At 58.3% G+C, this 13,947-nt stretch carries 14 protein-coding genes and 2 pseudogenes; 4 read left to right on the top strand and 12 right to left on the bottom strand.

Annotated elements, in window-relative coordinates; translation table 11 throughout:
- Positions 1-100: 100 nt before the first annotated feature.
- The 11 genes from BFV65_RS00185 to BFV65_RS00140 form a co-directional block, all read right to left on the bottom strand.
- A complete protein-coding gene (locus tag BFV65_RS00185; protein ID WP_014830062.1) occupies positions 101-553 on the bottom strand; it encodes a DUF1198 domain-containing protein in 453 nt (150 codons plus the stop codon).
- A 151-nt stretch (positions 554-704) separates the two neighbouring features.
- Positions 705-1,709 (bottom strand): alpha/beta fold hydrolase, encoded by a 1,005-nt coding sequence (locus BFV65_RS00180; RefSeq protein WP_023298971.1) that lies wholly within the window; start codon positions 1,707-1,709, stop codon positions 705-707.
- 161 nt (positions 1,710-1,870) lie between these two features.
- A complete protein-coding gene (gene uhpT, locus BFV65_RS00175; protein ID WP_023298970.1) occupies positions 1,871-3,262 on the bottom strand; it encodes a hexose-6-phosphate:phosphate antiporter UhpT in 1,392 nt (463 codons plus the stop codon).
- 132 nt (positions 3,263-3,394) lie between these two features.
- Positions 3,395-4,705 carry an MFS transporter gene (uhpC, locus tag BFV65_RS00170; RefSeq protein WP_038414992.1) on the bottom strand — a complete coding sequence of 437 codons (1,311 nt, stop codon included), beginning with the start codon at positions 4,703-4,705 and terminating at the stop codon, positions 3,395-3,397.
- Entirely contained in the window at positions 4,698-6,203 is a 1,506-nt protein-coding gene (gene uhpB / locus BFV65_RS00165; RefSeq protein WP_069596112.1) for a signal transduction histidine-protein kinase/phosphatase UhpB, read from the bottom strand. Before uhpB ends, uhpC begins: the two co-directional genes overlap by 8 nt.
- Complete coding sequence (gene uhpA, locus BFV65_RS00160; protein WP_022646555.1) at positions 6,200-6,793, bottom strand: response regulator transcription factor UhpA; 594 nt, start codon at positions 6,791-6,793, stop codon at positions 6,200-6,202. The genes uhpB and uhpA overlap by 4 nt, the downstream gene beginning before the upstream one ends.
- A 125-nt stretch (positions 6,794-6,918) precedes the next feature.
- Entirely contained in the window at positions 6,919-7,206 is a 288-nt protein-coding gene (gene ilvN, locus BFV65_RS00155; protein ID WP_015570113.1) for an acetolactate synthase small subunit, read from the bottom strand.
- Positions 7,207-7,209: 3 nt separating this feature from the next.
- A complete protein-coding gene (gene ilvB / locus BFV65_RS00150; protein ID WP_069596111.1) occupies positions 7,210-8,898 on the bottom strand; it encodes an acetolactate synthase large subunit in 1,689 nt (562 codons plus the stop codon).
- A gap of 106 nt (positions 8,899-9,004) precedes the next feature.
- Positions 9,005-9,103: an ilvB operon leader peptide IvbL gene (gene ivbL / locus BFV65_RS22205; RefSeq protein ID WP_057979964.1), complete on the bottom strand. Its 99-nt coding sequence runs from the start codon at positions 9,101-9,103 to the stop codon at positions 9,005-9,007.
- 146 nt (positions 9,104-9,249) lie between these two features.
- Entirely contained in the window at positions 9,250-9,669 is a 420-nt protein-coding gene (locus tag BFV65_RS00145) for a helix-turn-helix domain-containing protein (RefSeq protein WP_022646553.1), read from the bottom strand.
- The gene (locus BFV65_RS00140) at positions 9,666-9,980 is read right to left on the bottom strand and encodes a type II toxin-antitoxin system HigB family toxin (protein WP_022646552.1); all 315 of its coding nucleotides are present in this window, start codon (positions 9,978-9,980) and stop codon (positions 9,666-9,668) included. The genes BFV65_RS00145 and BFV65_RS00140 overlap by 4 nt, the downstream gene beginning before the upstream one ends.
- Positions 9,981-10,466: 486 nt before the next feature.
- On the opposite strand from BFV65_RS00140, the gene tisB reads away from it, so the two are divergent.
- The 4 genes and pseudogenes from tisB (at position 10,467) to emrD (ending at position 12,908) form a co-directional block, all read left to right on the top strand.
- Complete coding sequence (gene tisB, locus BFV65_RS22200) at positions 10,467-10,556, top strand: type I toxin-antitoxin system toxin TisB (RefSeq protein WP_022646551.1); 90 nt, start codon at positions 10,467-10,469, stop codon at positions 10,554-10,556.
- 64 nt (positions 10,557-10,620) lie between these two features.
- Positions 10,621-11,067, top strand: a complete 447-nt coding sequence (locus tag BFV65_RS00130) for a GNAT family N-acetyltransferase (protein WP_023298965.1) — start codon at positions 10,621-10,623, stop codon at positions 11,065-11,067.
- Positions 11,068-11,129: 62 nt separating this feature from the next.
- Positions 11,130-11,548 (top strand): annotated as a pseudogene (locus BFV65_RS00125) (hypothetical protein).
- A gap of 175 nt (positions 11,549-11,723) precedes the next feature.
- Positions 11,724-12,908: a multidrug efflux MFS transporter EmrD gene (gene emrD, locus BFV65_RS00120; protein WP_069597078.1), complete on the top strand. Its 1,185-nt coding sequence runs from the start codon at positions 11,724-11,726 to the stop codon at positions 12,906-12,908.
- Here the strand turns inward: emrD and BFV65_RS22195 are convergent.
- A pseudogene (locus tag BFV65_RS22195) lies at positions 12,814-13,899 on the bottom strand (cellulase family glycosylhydrolase); the annotation flags it as partial. The gene emrD and the pseudogene BFV65_RS22195 overlap by 95 nt on opposite strands.
- Between the last annotated feature and the right edge of the window lie 48 nt (positions 13,900-13,947).

The raw sequence follows: 13,947 nt of genomic DNA, 5'->3' as shown, positions 1-13,947 counted from the left end.
GGCATCACCTGAGATAAAAACGTGCGGAAAAGTCGCGCAGTTTATCATCAAAAGTGTGACGGATTTAACGATTTGACAACTTTTGTGGTTTTAGAGGGGATCAGTGCAGATAAAACACACCTTCTTCCGGCAGAAATAGCTGGTTATAGCGCAGCTGGAAGGCGTTCAGCTCCTGCGGATCGGGCTCCATTTCGCGCATAAAGCCAAGTGCCAGTCGAATTTGCGCATCGGTAATGGGTGCGGCAAGGCGGGCTTTACGCAGCATACGGTGCCAGGTATGCAGATTCTCTTCACTGCCGTCGACAATGCAGACCTGCCAGATGAGCAGCACCTGTGCCGCATTTTGCAGATGTGCCTCGTCGGGGCGCTCAAGGTAGCGGATAAACTCATTGCCCGGCGTTTTACCGAACTGATCGATCATCGACTCGACTGGCATCGGGGTGATGCCCAGCCGCTCGCTTAAACGTTTGATGGCGCGGCGGGAGTCTGAGGTCAGGACACGAAATCCAACCACAAATACCACGGCAAGCGTTGCCAGCATTATCCAGACCATGCGTTCTCCTTAGACTAGCCGCCCATCATAGCGGGAAACGCAGCGCGTCAACAGCGGGAACGGCCAGAATAGTGAACCGAAAAAAGCTGGATAATTGCGATGAAAGCAATCCCGCGCAGGCGTGGCTGCGCGGGCTGTTGCTGGAGACCCGTCAGCGCGCCTGAAGCCCTTTCAGCAGCGCGTCGTGGAAACGTTCAGGATCCTGCATCTGCGGCGCGTGGCCCATGTCGTTAAACTCGACCAGCGTCGCGTGCGGAATGCGCTTCGCCGTCTCTTTGCCCAGCACCGCGTAATTGCCGAGCGTCTTGCGGATCTCCGGTGGGGCGAGATCTTTCCCGATGGCAGTGTTGTCCTTCGTGCCGATCATTAATAATACCGGCATCTTCAGCTCGCTAAATTCATAGACAACCGGCTGGGTATAAATCATGTCGTAGAGCAGCGCCGAGTTCCACGCCACGCGAGCTTTGCCCGGCCCGTTGTTCAGCCCGGCGAGCATAGTGACCCAGCGCTCGTACTCCGGTTTCCACTCCCCGGCGTAGTAGGTGTTTTTCTCGTACTGACGAATACCGTCGGCGCTAACTTTCAGCTCGCGCTGGTACCACTGGTCGACCGTAATATGCGGCACGCCGCGCGCTTTCCAGTCTTCCAGACCAATCGGGTTCACCATCACCAGCTGCTCCACCTGCTGCGGCCACATCAACGCATAGCGGGTTGCCAGCATGCCGCCGGTCGAATGTCCTATAACCGTCACGCGCTCGACGCCCAGCGTTTTCAGCAGCGCGTGGGTGTTATCCGCCAGCTGCTGGAAGGTGTACTGGTAATGCTCCGGCTTGGTGGATTTACAAAAACCAATCTGGTCAGGGGCGATCACGCGGTAACCACCGGCCGACAGCGCGCGGATAGTGCCGTCCCAGGTGCCAGCACAGAAGTTTTTGCCGTGCATCAGCACCACGGTGCGGCCGTTGGGTTTTTCCGGTTTCACGTCCAGGTAAGCCATATCCAGAGGCTGGTTCTGCGAGGTAAAGGTAAAGTGTTTTACCGGCCAGCCGTAGTCAAAACCTTCCAGCTTCTCGCCGTAGGTGGGGGCATCCGCGGCCATTGCGGGGGACGCCAGCGCCATCAGCAGCGCAAGGCAGGACAATCGTCGGGTTAACATGCAAGCTCTCCGTTAGCAAAAGGGCTAAGGCTGCACGAAAGGCGGCAGCAAAAACACTGTAGAGCATAGAGAGGAGCAAGTGTGTAAAGCGGAGTAAAGGTAGGCCGTGCAAAATAAAAAAGCCCGGCATCACACACCGGGCAAAGAAGTTACCTGCACACTCAGGCTACTTTTAATTTCTGCGCACGATTCTCACGGCGGATCTTACGCTCTTCCAGCACCGCAACCATCGCCATCAGGACGATACAGCCAATCGCGGCGGCATCCAGCGCGGCGAAGGTGCCCGCCCAGCCGGTAAGGCCGAAAATCGGCGTGCCGTCGGCGATCATCCCCAGGCCCAGCTTGGCGAAGCTGTCGCCGATCAGGTAGGCGAAGGTGCCCTTAATCCCATCGGCGGCGCCGATCGCTTTTTTCGGGACGAAGCCCACTGCCGCCACACCGATCAGTAATTGCGGACCAAACACCAGGAAGCCGAGCGCGAACAGGGACGCCAGGTAAATGTACTGGTTGCTGGCGTGCTGGTAGACGCCAAGGGTGGCGATAATCAGCGCCAGCGCGACGCAGGCCACCAGCGCGCGGCGGCCATTGGCGAGGTCGGAGAGCCATCCCCACAGCAGCGTGCCGACCAGCGCGCCCACTTCAAACAGGGTGAAGCCCTGAATCGCCACTTCTTTAGAAAGCTTCAGCTCCTGGAAGGCATACACGGTGGACCACTGGTCGATACCAATGCGCACCACGTACAGGAAGATGTTCGAGAAACAGAGCAGCCAAATCACTTTGTTTTTCAGCACGTACTCAACAAAGATCTGCCATTTGGACATCTCGTTTTCTTCGGTCTCTTTGTCCTCTTCGCTGATCTCTTCCCCGAACAGCTCTTCGGCTTTGCCGAGGCCGTACGACTCCGGGGAATCGCTGCCGTAGCGCAGGCCGATAAAACCAACAATCAGGGCAATAATCGACGGGAAGATAAACATGCCGATGACGTGACCGTCGAACAGGTAGTTCGCGCCGAACAGCGCCACGCCTGCCGCACCCGCTCCGCCGAGGTTGTGGGAGATGTTCCACATGCCGAGGTACGACCCCCGCTTGCGGCGCGGCGTCCATTTGGTGATGGTGGAGTAGCTGCACGACCCTCCGGTGCTCTGGAAGAAACCGCTCAGGGCGTAAAAGGCGATCATCAGGAACAGGCTGACGGAGCCCGCGCCCATGCTGGCGCTGAAGCCGAGCATACAGATGGCAGAGAGGATCAGCATAAACGGCAGGAACTGCTTGGTGTTTTTGCCGTCCGCATAGTAGGAAACAACGGTTTTCCCCACGCCATAGGTGATGGAGAAGCCCAGGCCAATCATCCCCAACTGCGTCATGCTCAGCCCGTAGGTGGAGATCATGTCGTTCTGCGCGATGTTAAAGTTTTTGCGGATCAGGTACATAGTCAGGTAGCCGATGAAGACCACCAGATAGGACTGCATGAACGGTTTGAACCACATTTTGCGCCGCACGTCGAGCGGCAGATCCAGGGTCGGCTTGCGCACCTGATTTAAGAAGGCCAGCATGACTGAGTTACTCCTGAGCTGATTTTTGCAGCATTGTAAAAACCAGCCAGGAGAGATGCCTGAGACAGCGTCCAGGTGAAACCGGGAAAATTTCTTAGTTTTGCGCGACTCGGCAGCAAAAGGTGAGGCGCGTCACGCTTCGCGCGGTGCCTGCGCGTGCAAAAACGGCAGCAACAGCAGGGCGGAGATGCCCGCCGCGATAGCGATCACCGCGAAGAACCCGCTCCAGTGCCAGATGTCGATCACCCGCGCCAGCGGCCAGCCGGAGAGCGATGCGCCAAGGTAGGCAAACAGCCCGACAAAGCCCGTCGCCGCGCCTGCCGCCTCTTTGTGGGAGCACTCTGCCGCCGCCATGCCGATCAGCATCTGCGGGCCAAAGACGAAAAAACCGATGGTGAAGAAGCACGCCGCCTGCATCACGTAGCTGGCGAACGGCATCAGCCACAGCGAGCCAACGGAGAGCAAAATTCCGGCGGCGAAGATCAGGTTCATAGGCCCGCGGTTGCCGTTGAAGAGCTTGTCCGAGCCCCAGCCCGCCACCAGCGCGCCGATAAACCCGCCCAGTTCAAACATGGTCACTGCCGAGTTGGCGGTCACCAGATCCACACCGAGCGTCTCGGACATGTACAGGTTGCCCCAGTCGTTGATGGCCGCGCGCACCACGTAGACCAGCACGTAGCAGAGCGACAGCAGCCAAATGTAGGGGTTTTTCAGTACGTATTTGGTGAGGATCTGCTGGCGGGACAGCCCGGCCCCCTCCTGCTGCTGGGCGATCTCCATCTCGTCGTGCCGCCAGTCGCCCACCGGTGGAAGGCCGACGGTTTGCGGCCTGTCGCGCAGGCGCCAGCAGAGGAACAGCCCGGCGATAATTGCCAGGCCACCGGCAATCATCATCCCCGCACGCCAGCCGTAGTGCAGCGCGGCAGCCCCCACCACCATCGGGATCAGCGCCCCGCCGACGTTATGCGCGGTATTCCATATCGCCCACCAGCCGCCGCGCTCGTTGCGTGAGTACCAGGCGGTGAGCAGGCGGGCGCAGACCGGCGCGCCCCAGCCCTGGAAGAAGGCGTTCAGCGCCCACAGCAGGGCGAAGGCCCAGAGCGAGGTGGAGAAGCCAAACAGGATGTTCACCACGCCGGTGGCGATCAGCCCAACGCCCATGAAATAGCGCGCATTGGAGCGGTCGCTGACGATGCCGGAGAAGAACTTCGACAGACCGTAGGTGATGTAAAACAGCGTCGCCAGCAGGCCGATGTCGGTGCGCGCCATCACGCCGCTGGCGAGGATCTCCGGCGCGGCGGCGTTGAAGCTTTTGCGGGTGAAGTAGAACAGCGCGTAGCCGAGCCAGATAGTGACCAGGATATGACGTCGCCAGTAGCGGTAGCGGGCGTCGATTTCCGCTTTGTTGCCTAGCGGGGCGGCGCTGGCGGGGGTTTTAAACATGGTGCGTCCTTAACGGCAAACTGACGCTGACGCGCGTCCCGTGGGTGCAGGAGATTGTCAGCGTGCCGCCGAGCGCCTTCACGCGCTCGCGCATGCCCGCCAGGCCAAAGCCCTGATGGCCGGAACCCGGCGGCAGGCCGCAGCCGTCATCCTCAATCACCAGCTTCAGGCTGTCGTCCTGCTGCCAGCCCTGGATGGTGACCGCGCTGGCGCTGGCGTGCTTGACGATGTTGTTCAGCCCCTCCTGACAGACGCGGAATAGCGTCACGCGCTGGCCTTCGCTCAGCGCAGGCTCGTTAATACGCCAGTCGAGATGGCTGACAATTCCGCGGCTTTCCAGCTCCATCTCGCGCATCAGGGAGCGCACCGCCTGCTCAAGCGAGAGGTCGTCAAGCTGGCGCGGGCGCAGCCGTCCTAACAGGCGGCGAACGGAATCATAAACCCCCAGCGAAAGCTGTTCGATATGCGCCCCGCCCTGCTTCACGCTCGCGTTTTCCGCCGCCAGGCGCTGGACAATGCCCGCCTGGGTGCGGATAGCGGTGATGGTCTGGCCGATATCGTCGTGCAGCTCGCGGGCGACCTCCTGCCGCACGCTCTCTTCGGTCTCCAGCAGGCGCTCCGCCAGACGGCGGTTGCGCGCCAGCTCGGTTTGCAGGGACTGGTTCAGCTCGCGCAGGCGCTGTATGCCCGCGCCGAGCAGCAGCCCGGTCAGGCTCTGGGCCAGCAGGGAAAGCAGCAGATCTACCGGATGATCGTGCCAGGTTTGGCTGGCAATGAGCGCGATGGCGTTCATCAGCGTGGCGATCAGCGCCCCCTGCCAGCCGTAGTGCCAGGCCAACGCGATGATCGGTAATGCCAGACAAAACGGCGTGAAGCGTGAAAGCTCGGCAGGTAAACCCAGCTGAAGCCACAGGCTCACCACAAACAGCAGCAGATACCAGACGAGGTGCCGGGCGCGCCAGTTCACCGGCTGGGAGACCAGCGCCGGGCCGAGCGGCTGCCAGACGGTGCTGGTAAGGTAATGCCAGAAAACCAGGCAGGTCGGTGCCAGCGTCAGGCCGCCGGTGAGGGTCAGCAGCAGGGCGTTGAGCCCCTCCTTTTCACCCACCCACGGCAGGGACTGCAACAGCGCGGCGGCAATCAGCGCCGCCCCCTGACGCAGCAGCGTGCGCCAGTCGCGCTGGTGACGGTAGCGGGAAATCAGGGCGACCGGGATAAGCGTGAGCAGGCTTCCGGTCATCAATAAGGGCAGATGCGCCAGCGCCACTTCCTGCGCCAGCCAGATCAGCATCAGCCACTCTGCGCCCAGCAAAACGGGCCAGTAGCCGCGCGGGCACTGAAGCATCAGTCCCAGACGCAGGCCAAAGGGGAAAAGCAGCACCGCCAGCTCCGGGCGTTCCACCAGATGCAGGCTGATGCTCCACAGGCAGAACCATGCGGCGGAGAAGATAAAAAAGCTGGCGACGACGGCGATCAGCCGTGAAAAAACGGGACTCATTGCCAGCTGTCAAACATACGGCGCGCCAGCTCGACATCGTTACTGACGTTGAGTTTTTCCATCAGGTTGGCGCGATGAACATGCACGGTTTTCGGGGACAGATCCAGCTCCGCGGCAATCTCTTTTACCGACATGCCCTGGGCAAGTTTCTCTGCCACCTGACGCTCGCGTCTGGTGAGCGGATCCTGCCGTCCCGCCGCCAGCTTGATGGCGATATCCGGCGTCAGGTAGCAGCCGCCGGTGGAGACGGTGCGCACGGCGGCAATCAGCTCGTCGGGGCTACAGCGTTTAGAGAGGAAGCCGCGCGCGCCCGCGTTGAGCGCCTGCTCGACCAGCGCCGGGCTGTCGTGGACGGAGAGCATAATGGTCGCCATCCCTTTCGGCAGCTGGCTTAACAGCTCCAGCCCGGAGAGATCCGGCATTGAGATGTCGCAGATACAGACCTGCACCCCGCGTCCCGGCAGGCCCGCCAGCGCCTCGCGACCGGAGCCAAACTCGGCCACGACCTGAAAATCCGGTTCGAGGTTTAAAAGCTGGGCAAAGCCGGAGCGGACGATAAGGTGGTCGTCGATAAGGGCGATGGTGGTCATGGTTTGATCCTGATGCGTGAACACGCCGGATGTCGGCGTAAACGCCTTATCCGGCCTACGTGTAACGTCCTTGCAGGCTGGATAAGCGCAGCGCTATCCGGCAAAAGCCTTTTACCTTAAGTGATTTACTCGAAAAACACCGCAATTTTGTTAAACATGGTGGGATCGGACTGGTTGCGTGCCACTTTGGTGACATCTTCCAGCTTGTCGATCTGCGCCATCATCTGCTCCAGACGCTGGTCGTCGTTCACCAGTAGCCAGATGCGGCTGTGCTCGCTGCCCTGAATCGGCAGGCACAGAATGCCTTCCACGTTAAACGCACGTCGGGCAAACAGCCCGCAGACGTGGGTCATGACGCCAGGGTGGTTGCGGACGGTGAGTTCCAGAATGACATTATCACATTGTTTCTGCATGGCTTATTCCCCCACCATCTCAGTATTGGCCGCACCCGGCGGCACCATCGGATACACTTTTTGTTCAGGGTCGATACGCACGTGGATCAGCGCCGGGCCAGGGCGAGAAATCGCATCCTGCAACGCCGCGTGGGCATCTTCTTCGGCGTTCAGATCGCAGGTGTGCAGGCCAAAACCAGCGGCAATCTGCATGAAGTTGATCATCCCCGGATAGGTCGCCGCAAACACGCCCTGCTTATAGAACAGGCTCTGCTGCTGGTGTACCAGGCCCAGCGCCTCGTTGTTCATCAGAATGATTTTGACGTCTAACTGGTTTTCGGCTGCCGTCGCCATCTCCTGAATGTTCATCATCAGGCTGCCGTCACCGGAGAAGCAGATCACCTTACGGTCCGGGTTGGCGAGCGCCGCGCCAACCGCTGCTGGCAGGCCGAAGCCCATGGTGCCAAGGCCGCCGGAGGTCAGCCACTGGCGCGGGCGGTTAAGCGGATACGCCTGGGCGGTCCACATCTGATGCTGGCCGACGTCGGTAGTGATAATCGCGCTGTCATCCACGCAGGCCGCAACGGCGTTGATAAGACCATAGTGGCTCAGCGGGTCGCCCTCGGTTGGGATAGCGCCCGGGAACTCGCGTTGCAGATCGGCTACCAGCTGGCGCCAGTCGGCGCGGTCGTTTGCCTCCGTCTGTGGGATCAGCTGTGCCAGCACCTCGGTCACGTCGCCCTGAATCGCCACGTGCGGCTGCTTGATTTTACCCAGCTCGGCGCGGTCGATATCCACGTGAATGATTTTGGCGTTCGGGCAGAACTCCTCGGTTTTGCCAATCGCACGGTCATCAAAACGCGCCCCCATAACAATCAGCAAATCCGCCTCTTGCAGGATGTAGTTGGTGCTGCGCGCGCCGTGCATGCCCAGCATCCCTAAAGACAATGGGTGCGCTTTTGGCAGCATGCCGAGCGCCATCAGGGTCATGGTGGTAGGCAGGCTGGATTTTTCAGCGAACTGACGGATTTCATCCGCGGCGTTGATCGCCCCGCCGCCCAGATAGAGCACCGGGCGTTTCGCCGCGTTAATCATGGCGGCGGCATCGCGCACGCTCTCAGCGCTGAATTCCGGCGCCGGGGCACGCTCGCCCGGCTCCGGCAGCACGTCGATCTCAATTTCTGCGGTCTGGACATCCTTAGGAATGTCTATCCACACCGGACCCGGGCGGCCAGACTGGGCAATGCGAAACGCATCGCTGATCACCTGAGGCAGCTCGCTGATATCGCGAACTAAATAGTTATGTTTGGTGATGGGGATAGAGATACCGTAGGTATCCACTTCCTGGAACGCATCGGTACCGATCATCGAGGACGGCACCTGGCCGGTAATGCAGATCAGCGGAATGGAGTCGAGGCGCGCATCGGCGATGGCGGTCACCAGGTTAGTGGCGCCCGGCCCGCTACAGGCCATACAGACCGCCGGTTTACCCTGGGTACGCGCCATGCCCTGAGCGATAAAGCCTGCGCCCTGCTCGTGGCGCGCCAGCACGTGGCGGATCTGTGTGCTTTGGCTTAACGCATCATACAGCGGCAGCACGGTCCCACCCGGGATGCCCGCAACGGTGGTGATGCCCTGTCGTTCCAGTAAATGAACAATCAGCTGCGCGCCTGTAAAACGCGTTTTTGTGGATGTTGTGCCCGAACTTGCCATGCTCCAGTCCTTTTCTTCTGGGCCGACTTTCCGGGGAGGCTCATAAACGAAAAACCCCGCCCGGTTTGCGCCGGCGGGGTTTTGGATTCGTGTGTTGATCCAGTCCCTACGGCGCATTGCCGACGACCACCACCACACGCACGACGACCACTGCGGCAGGTTGCGCAGTTTTTAGTAGGGTCGAAGTGAAGATGGATGAAGTCATTGGGGACCTGTGTTTGGAATCATTGATAGAATTTATACAAACACAGGTTTTCGGATGTGACAATGGAAATATTTTCAACTGCGCAAAAATGCGTCAGGGATCACGTTTCGTTTGTTGGGCGATGACACTCAATAAAGGGTTTTTACTCACTCAATAAATAGCGCAGGTGATACCCCAAATCTGGCCGCCAGCTTTTTAATATGGTTCAGAGTAAGCTGTCTCTGACCATTCAGAACTCGTGAAACCATCGATTTACTACCAATTTCATCCTTAAAATCCGATATCGTCAGATTGTATTGATCCATCAAGGTTCTCAAAACTGCAATTCCGACGGGAACGGACTCCATCTCCTTGCGTAATGCGACTATCTCTGGCCGATTAGCTTCGTAATGGCTAATTCTGGCGCAAACAATATCCAGCAAGGGGCTATTGGGCTCGTTCATAAGGAGATACTCAACCAGCTCAAGCGCATCCTTATAATCTTTCTCGCTCGGCTGTTCACCCAGTAAAGGAACGGCCGCAACAAGGGCGTGCGTAGCTTTCATTGCATCAGCGACGATCATCATTTCTTCCCCTTAGTGCGATGTTTCTCCGTAAAACGGTCATATTCCTTATGAGTAAAAACATGGCGCACATAAAACTTTTGGCTTTCAAAGAATATGAGAGCCACTACTCTGAGATTGTTATTTGCAATATCAATAACATAATGCTTATCAAGATACTTGAAGTTATCCAGCGTTGGGAAAAGTTTTCTCAGTGCAGCGGGCGTCGGGCAGTGGCTCTTTTCAATAACTCGTCCTAAAAAGAGAAGCTCTTCTCTGTATTGCGGGAACTGGCTTACCGCATCCAAAATTGCCTTCATTGAGATTAAATGCATCCTGCTTGCCTGCCGCGTCCGTTGCCATTATGGCAACGATAACACCTATTGCCAATAAGTCAACGGAGGATACTATTTTCACTTCGTCAGAAAACAAAAAACCCCGCCTAAGCGAGGTTTTTATCAGGGTTTTGCGGTTGGTTGCCGCAGAACACACTGTGTTACGTCAACGCGAAAAGTATACGCGATCGAAGACGAACGCGCAATTCCGGCACGGATTTTGACGTTTTTGAGTATGGATCGCCTTCCAAAATTTGTCCATAAAATACTGTTCATACATACAGTATTTATCTATACTGAGGGTGTTCGCAGTGAGCGAGGGGGCCGCAGTTTACCGGCGCAACGAAGTCCTGGCTGAAACGGGTGGTGCCGTCAGTGCCTTAACCCCTGAAGTGAGCACACTGTGTTACGTCAATCCAGGTGCTGGCCACAGGCGGCGGAAAGGTACGCCAGCATCGTGCTCCTTTTAACCAAAAGGAGACGCGTATGAGCGTCGTGGATATGGTCATACTTGTCCTCAAACTCATTGTTGCTGTATTGCAACTGCTTGATGCTGTCCTGAAATACGTTAAGTGATTCAGGTTCAAGTCGCACCTGAGAGGGGCGGGCAACCGCCCCTCTTTAATAACGAGGGAATGCTATGTCGCGTCTGTTAATTGAGCCTGTTACGCCTGATGAACCGGGCTATATCGCCCTGAAGGCCGAGAGTATCGCGTTAAATTTCAATATGCTGCGCAGGCTGGAAGAGAACTGGCAGCGCGGTGAGAATCGCTTTAACGCGCCGGGTGAAAAGCTGCTGGGGGCGTTTCTTAACGGCAGGCTGGTGGGCGTGTGCGGTCTAAATCGCGATCCATTCAGCCAGCAGCCGCGCGCCGGACGTATTCGTCATCTCTACGTCAGCGAAAAGTGCCGTGGGCTGGGGATTGGAAAACAACTTTTGACCGTGGTGATGGCGGATGCCAGCATCTGGTTTGATTTTCTTAATACCCATGCGCCGGAAACCGCGTACGGATTTTATCATCGGGCGGGCTTCAGGCTGGTGTCAGACGAGCCCCGGGTGACGCACCGCCTTTTTTGCGCAGTGTAAGCGGCTGGCAGCCTCGACGGGGGAATGTTACAGTTGGATGACATTTCACCAACCGATCCGCCATGTCCATCACCGTTTTCTGCATTTTACTGTTCGCCGCACTGCTGCATGCCAGCTGGAACGCCATCGTTAAAGCCGGAACGGACAAGCTCTACTCGGCGATCGGGGTCAGCGGTTCAGCCGCGCTTATTGCGCTGATTTTACTCCCCTTCTCGCCCCAGCCGACTGCCGCAAGCTGGCCATATTTGTTCGTCTCCTGTGCGTTACACTGCTCGGCGGCGTCGGGACGATGGGATCTTACGGTCTGGCACTCTGGGCGATGACTCAGGCGCCGCTGGCGGTGGTCGCCGCACTACGTGAAACCTCTATTCTCTTCGGCGCATTCATCGCATTTGTGCTTTTAAAAGAGAAGGTTGTGGGCCTGCGCATCGCGGCGGCGCTGGGTATTGCAGCCGGTGCGGTCCTGCTGCGCCTGGCGTAATTCGCTGGCAACATTAGTTGCCGATCTTGTTTACAAATCCTGCCTTCACGCCTTCTGTCATTCATCACAGTAATGCTTAAATTGTCATCTCTCTGTGGTAGATTCCTCGCGCATTTATGGGAATGCGTAGTCACTTATTCTTTATTTATCTCTTTTGGCAAAAGTATTCAGCGACATGAAAAAGCAACGGAACGTGAACTTATTGTTGATGCTGGTGTTACTGGTGGCCGTCGGGCAGATGGCGCAAACCATCTACATTCCGGCGATTGCCGATATGGCAAAAGATCTGAGCGTCCGCGAAGGTGCGGTACAGAGCGTGATGGCAGCCTACCTGCTGACCTATGGCGTTTCACAGCTGGTTTATGGTCCCCTGTCCGATCGCGTCGGGCGTCGTCCGGTCATTCTGGTGGGCATGAGCATTTTCATGGTGGCGACGGTGATTGCCATTACTACGCACAGCCTGACCATCCTGATTGCCGCCAGCGCCCTCCAGGGCGTGGGCACCGGCGTCGGCGGGGTCATGGCGCGTACCCTGCCGCGTGATATGTACCAGGGCACCCAGCTTCGCCACGCCAACAGTCTGTTAAATATGGGCATTCTGGTCAGCCCGCTGCTCGCCCCGCTGATTGGGGGTCTGCTGGACACCGTCTGGTCCTGGCGCGCCTGTTACGCCTTCCTGCTGGTGCTGTGCATTATTGTCACCTTCAGCATGGCGCGCTGGATGCCGGAAACACGTCCGCAGGACGCGCCGCGCACGAAGCTCATCGCCAGCTACAAAACGCTGTTCGGTAATGGGTCCTTTACCTGTTATCTGTTGATGCTAATCGGCGGCCTGGCGGGCATTGCGGTGTTTGAAGCCTGTTCCGGCGTGCTGCTGGGCGCAGGCCTTGGCCTGAGCAGCATGGTGGTGAGCATTTTGTTTATTCTGCCGATCCCGGCGGCGTTCTTCGGCGCATGGTTCGCCGGACGTCCGAACAAACGCTTCTCTACGCTGATGTGGCAGTCGGTGATCAGCTGTCTACTGGCCGGGCTGATGATGTGGATCCCGGGGCTGTTTGACGTGATGTCGGTCTGGACGTTGCTCATCCCGGCGGCGCTGTTCTTCTTCGGCGCGGGCATGCTGTTCCCGCTCGCCACCAGCGGCGCAATGGAGCCGTTCCCGTTCCACGCGGGCACGGCTGGTGCCCTGGTCGGCGGTTTACAGAATATCGGTTCCGGCGCGCTGGCCTGGCTTTCGGCTATGATGCCGCAGACCGGGCAGGCGAGTTTGGGCCTGCTGATGACCCTGATGGGGCTGCTGATTTTGCTGTGCTGGCTGCCGCTGGCGTCGCGCGTCCCGCATCACGAACAGCCGGTTTAACCGCATGATGGCCCGGCTTCTCGCCGGACTTTTCACACACGGGCGCAATCATCGCCTGTAATAACGGCTCTGGCGCAGGCCGCCAGGCACCCTCTTCCCCGTCATAAAACTGGAAGTCCGCGTTAAGCGCATACGGGATTTTCGCCTTTTGCAGCTCGCAGGCCATAAAGTTGGCGAAGGCCATTTGCGAAGCGGTTGGCGTGAGGTGGTTTGACTCCCCCACGCCCCAGCCCCCGACCCAGCTAACGTGCCCGGTTTTTTGCTGCCAGTGCAGCGCGGCATTGATTCGGTTACGGATAGCCGCTTTCTCAGCCGCGGTTCCGGACGTCCACGGGTATTTGCCGTTCGTTTTCAGCGGACCCCAGGGGAAAATATGCCATTCCGCCAGCAGGTAATTCTGGCTGTGTGCGGGCAGCTTCAGGCTGGATAAATCCTCCGGCGCGGCGCGCAGACGAGGGGCGATAAAAATCATGCGGCTGGCATCAATGGCGTGAATGTCTTTGATCGCTTTCTCATACACCCGGTTGAGCGAAGCAACGTTGTGGTTGAGCTTGTCCGCCGGTTCGTAGATCAGGTCAAACCCCAGCAACGGCGAGCGCTGACCAAAATAGTGCGCCACGGCAATCCACCAGTTGATCACCGCTTTTTCGGTATCCGCTTTCGGGTCGTTTTTATATTCATCGGCCTGATAAGCGATGATGGGGATGACGCCGTATTGCTCGCAAGCCTCCACCAGCTTACGCAGGTGAATCAACCGCGCTTCCGTCGGTTCGCCCGCCACCCGAATACGGACATGATGTATGCCTTTCGCCTGGAAATCACGGACCACCAACGGGTCGAATTCGCGTATACCGCGCTCGGTGCGGGCCCAGTCGACATCCATTCCGACGCCCAACATCTGCGCGTAACGGGCAGCCGTCAGGGGTGGCTCAGCGGCACAGGCCCAGCCGGAAGCGAGCGCTAACACGGTGACAATTAACGGCTTTAACACGACGCCCCTTGCAAATAATCAAATGCTTTACTCTGTATTTAGCATGCT

The organism is Enterobacter hormaechei subsp. hoffmannii (assembly GCF_001729745.1).
In the GTDB taxonomy this organism is placed as follows: Bacteria; Pseudomonadota; Gammaproteobacteria; order Enterobacterales; family Enterobacteriaceae; genus Enterobacter; species Enterobacter intestinihominis.
Note: the sequence above shows the minus strand (reverse complement) of the source record. Positions and strands in the feature narration are given on the sequence as shown.